Genomic DNA, 4,495 nt, shown 5'->3' on the forward strand with positions numbered 1-4,495 from the left:
TGTGACCACCGCAGGAGCTCGCCGAATTCGCCGGCGTCGAACCAGTTGGTGAACGGGATAAATGCCAACCCGATGGTCAGGTTGGGGTCGCCGATCGACTCGAGCAGCGCCATCTGTTCGGATGCCACCCGCGAGCCCTCGCGCGAACGGCCGGTGTTGATCAGCTCGATTTCCAGCCCGCTCATGGCGATGGCCAGTGAGACCTTGTCCCCGGCCGCAATGCACAATTCCCGTAGCTCCGCGTAGCGGCCCGCGCTTTCCTGGATTGCTTGCCAGTCGGTGACGCACAGCATGGTGCGGGGAGCGATGCGCATCGACAATTGGTCGGGGTCGTCGGCAGGCAGGGCGTCGGCGATGCGGCGGGCGCGCTCCCAGCTGAGCCGGGCGGCGCCGACGTCGCGGTTGGTTGACCACGTGGCGGCGCGCATGCGCCAGCCATACGCGGCGTGCGGTTCGCCCGCTGCTTCGAGGTGTTCGGCGATCAGCGCGGCGTTCTCGTCCACCGAGTCGGGCGCACGCTCTTGGATGGCAGTGGCCAGGCGCCGATGCCATTGGGCGCGATCGGATTTCAGCTGCGATTCGTAGGCCACCGCACGGATCAGCGGGTGGCAGAAGGCGAACTCGGCGCTCGGGGTGAACCGCACCTGATCGAGCAGCTCCGCGTCCAGTAACTCGTCGAATCCAGGATCGATCTCCAGTGCCGCGAGCAGGTCGGCTCCGAAGCGGGCTCCGATAACCGACGCGGCGTTCAACGTTCGCTTGGCCGGCGTGCTCAGGCGGTCGATGCGTGCGGCGATGGCCGCCTGCACCGTGGCCGGCACGCTGACGTCAGCCACGTTCGAGTCGCAAACGTAGTCACCATGCGCACCGGCCAGCACGCCGCGCTGCGCCAACTCGCGCACCATCTCCTCGGCGAAAAACGGGTTCCCCGCGGCCCGCTCGGCGATGACCGCCGCCAGCTCGCCGACCGAGGGATCCGAACCCAGCAGCTCGCCAATCATCGTCGCGGTGTCCGAATCACCGAGTGCGGCAAGCGCTATCGACTGGGCGCCATGCAGCCGAGTCAGCGAACCGTGGTACTCGGGGCGGGCGGTGATCAGCACCATCAGCTTGGTCTGCGGGATCACCGCGAGGAAATCCGCCAGCATCGACTCGCTGACCGCATCGATCCAGTGCACATCCTCGATGACGTAGAGCGCCGGTGCGGTGCGCGCCAGCGACACCGTGTTGATCAGCGCGGTCAATCGCCGCCGCCGCGCGTCGGGGTCGATCTGGGGCGGCGAAACCTCGGGGTCGGCGATGCCGAGCAAATCGTCAAGCAGCAGTAGATCCTGCGGATCGGCATCGGAAGGCACGGCGGCGCGCAACCGCACGCGCGCGGCGTGGCCGTCGAGATCACCCACCCCGCCGCCGGCCCGCAGCACCCGGGTGACCACCTGGAACGGAACGTCGCTGGCGTGCGATTCGCAAAAGGCCCAAAACACCTCGAGCCCGCGACCGGAGGCTAGCGCCGCGGCCTCCCGGGCCATGCGGCTTTTGCCGATGCCCGGCGGTCCCATCACCGTCACGACCCCACCGCGGCCCGCGATCGCGCGGTCCACCATGGCGTCCAGCGCCGCGATCTCCCAGTGCCGACCGACCAGGCTCGGCTCGGCGCGCTCGACCACCCCTTGCCGCGGCTGGATCGCGACCAGCCGGCGCGCGCAGACCGGTCCGTCGGCCCCTTTGATGCGCACCCATTCCGGTTCGGACAGCGCCACGGTGTGCTCGACCAGCCGAGCGGTCGACTCCGACACCATCACCCCGCCCGGGGGAGCTGCGGATTCCATGCGCTGGGCAAACCCGACCGTTTCGCCGATCGCGGCGTATCCCAGTGCGCCCGAACCGATTTCACCGGCGATCACCTGGCCCGAGTTCAGGCCCACCCGCAACCGCAGTGCCACGTCGTCGCGTTGCTGCACCTCGGCCGCCAGTCGGCTGACTTCCTGCTGGATGGCCAGCGCGGCCAAACAGGCGCGAAAGGCGTGGTCCTCCAACGCAACCGGGGCGCCGAACAGCGCCATCACGCCATCGCCGTTGTAGTCCACGGTCCCGCCGTAGCGCTGCACCACCGCCGCCGACCGCTCCACCAGGTCGGTCATGATTTCGCGCAACCGCTCGATGTCCACCGAGGCCGCGATGTCCATCGACCCCACCACATCGGCGAACAGCACCGTCACCTGCTTGTATTGCGCTGTCTCATCGGAGACCCTTGTCGGGGCACCGCACCCGCCGCAGAACTTGGCGTTCTCCCACAGCTCAGTGCCACATGACCCGCACGCCGTCATCGGAGGACCCCACCTGCGACCATCGCCTCGGCCCAGGCGATATGTCCTTCGAAGCCAAGCGATTCCGCCATCATTTGATAGCGATTCGCGAAGTCGAGGTAAGCGACGTCGTCGCCGCCCGCCCTCGCCAGCAGCGCGCGCAGACGCAGCAGCGTGATCACGAGCACCGGGGAATCCTGTTCCCGCAGATTTGCCAACCGGTCGATCGCGTCTTGGGCTTCGGTCAGATCGCCCTCGGCGCCACGCTCCAGCAGCGTCACCACCAGAACGCCTGTGCCCCAAACGCTGTACTCGAGCCGTCCTGCCTGGTGCAGCTCGTCGACGGCTTGCCGCATTACCGGAATGGCCGCATCGCGGTCGCCGCGCCTGGCCCTCTCACGCGCGGCCCACAACTCGACGACCGGGCTCATTTGAAGGGCAATCTGCTTGCGCAGGAATATCTCACGGGCCTGCATCATCAGCTCCAGCCCGCGCTGACGGTCGGCCGTAGCGTCCCGATTCAGCAGGACGACGCCCAACGTGTACTTGGCGAACATCAGTGCCCTGTTGTTGCCGGTCCTCTCGGCGGTCTGCAACGCCTCTTCGACCGTGCGCAGCACGGTGTCATCGGCCCGCAGCACCCCGTAGGGTATCGCGTTGACGCCGTAGCTCCAGATGACGACACCGCCGAGGGTTTCAGGGGTGCTGTGTCGGGCCATCGCGACGGCGTCGTGGAGGTCTTGGCGCCACCCGGGACGGCCCAGCCACCACCGAGCAGTGCTGCGCCATCCCAACGCAATGGCCAGCGGTGATCCAAAACCGAAGCCGGCGCCTTTGGCGGGGTCACCTGCGGCCAGGTCGATGACGGTTTGCGACCACCGCAAGATCTCGCCGAATTCGCCGGCGTCCGACCATGTGGCGAACGATGTGTGCGCCAACCCGATGGTCAGGGTGGGATCGCCGATCGACTCCAGCAGCGCCATCTGCTCGGATGCCAGCCGCGAGCCCTCACGCGAATTCGCGGCGTAGAGGAGGGCGGCTAGTGGCCCGGACATGCCGATGGCCAGCGAGACGTTGTCCCCGGCCGCGCTGCACAACTCCCGCAGCTCCTCAAAGTGGCCTCGGTTTTCCTGGATTGTCCGGTCGTACCAGTCGGAGGTACACAGCATGGTGCGCGGGGCGATGCGCGACGCCAATTTGTCGGGGTCGTCGTCGGGCAGCGCGTCGGCGACGCGCCGTGCCCGCTCCCAATTGAGCCGCGCGGCGCCGAAGTCGCGGTGGGTTGACCACGCGGCGGCGCGCATGTGCCAGCCGTAGGCCGCGTGCAGTTCGCCCGCTGCTTCGAGGTGTTCGGCGATCAGCGTCGCGTTCTCCTCCACTGATCCCGGGGCACGCTCTTGGATCGCGGTGGCCAGGCGCCGGTGCCATTGGGCGCGATCGGATTTCAGCTGCGACTCGTAGGCCACCGCGCCGATCAACGGGTGACGGAAGGCGTACTCGGCGCTGGGGGTGAACCGCACCTGATCGATCAGCTCCGCGCCCAGCAGCTCGTCGACCACCGGATCGATCCCCAGCGCGGCCAGCAGCCCGGGCCCGAAGCGGGCCCCGATCACTGACGCCGCGTTCAACGTTCGCTTAGCCGGGGCGGTCAGCCGGTCGATGCGGGCCTCGATGGCCGCCTGTACCGTGGCCGGCACGCTCACCTCGGCGACATCCTTCCGGCAGACGTAGCTACCGTGCTGACCGTTTAGCACGCCGCGCTGCACCAACTCGCGCACCATCTCCTCGGCGAAAAACGGGTTCCCCGCGGCCCGCTCGGCGATGATCGTCGCGAGCTCGCTGACCGAGGGATCGGTACCCAGCAGCTCACCTAACAGGGTGGCGGTGTCTGAATCACCCAGTGCGGCAAGGGCTATCGTCTGAGCGCTGGGTGCGCGCGTCAGTGCGCCCTGGTATTCGGGGCGGGCGGTGATCAGCACCATCACCCTGGTCTGGGGGATCACCGCGAGGAAGTCGGCCAGCATCGACTCGCTCACCGCATCGATCCAATGCGCGTCCTCGATCACGTAGAGCGCCGGTCGGGTGCGTGCCAGCGATGCGGTGTTGATCAGTGCGGTCAGCCGGCGCCGCCGCGCGTCGGGGTTGATTTGGGGGAGCGGTACCTCGGGGTCGGCCATGCCGAGCAGATC

2 protein-coding genes are annotated in these 4,495 nt (G+C 68.0%); both read right to left on the reverse strand.

Going from position 1 to position 4,495, the window contains the following annotated elements:
* Window positions 1–2,327: AAA family ATPase (locus tag VML93_RS36165; protein WP_325618317.1), on the reverse strand; the 2,327-nt coding region annotated here is incomplete at its 3' end.
* Window positions 2,324–4,495, reverse strand: a 2,172-nt coding sequence (locus VML93_RS36170) for a cyclase (protein ID WP_325618319.1), incomplete at its 5' end; no start/stop codon positions are given. The genes VML93_RS36170 and VML93_RS36165, both read right to left, overlap by 4 nt.

This window comes from Mycobacterium sp., assembly GCF_035499775.1.
GTDB lineage: Bacteria > Actinomycetota > Actinomycetes > Mycobacteriales > Mycobacteriaceae > Mycobacterium.